General features: G+C 46.5%; 1 protein-coding gene. It reads left to right on the forward strand.

All coding sequences use genetic code 11. From position 1 onward, the window contains the following. A partial coding sequence (locus WFK85_RS23445; protein WP_336709965.1) for an autotransporter outer membrane beta-barrel domain-containing protein occupies nucleotides 1-285 on the forward strand: 285 nt, incomplete at its 5' end. Between the last annotated feature and the right edge of the window lie 186 nt (nucleotides 286-471).

The raw sequence follows: 471 nt of genomic DNA on the forward strand, positions 1-471 counted from the left end.
GTACGCTTGTCAATGACCGGACAGAGCCATCATGACAAAGGTTCCTTCCGTCAGTTTGAACCTTTTGTGGAAGCAAACTGGGTTTATACCGCGAAGGATTATGGCGTGAAGATGGGTGAAAGCAGTGCATATCTTCAGGGGCAACGCAATGTGGCAGAGCTAAAAACTGGTGTTGAGGGCCACATAAGCGAAAATCTGAGCGCATGGGGCAACGTGGCGCAACAGATGGGGTCAGGTAGTTACTGGGACACTCAGGGTATGCTGGGAGTGAAATACGCCTTCTGACAAGAAGGAATACGGTAGAACTCTAAAGCGCCTCTCTGGAGGCGCCAACCTAAAAAAATCATACAGAGATGAGTCATTATAATAATAGCCAGAACAGACTTAATCAGCATTGTCTGAAAGATGCCCGCCTTCCAGCCCAAACTGCACGAAAGAAAAGTAATAAGCCATATACGAAGTAAACATTTT

This window comes from Cedecea sp. VD22, assembly GCF_037150195.1.
Classification (GTDB): domain Bacteria; phylum Pseudomonadota; class Gammaproteobacteria; order Enterobacterales; family Enterobacteriaceae; genus Cedecea.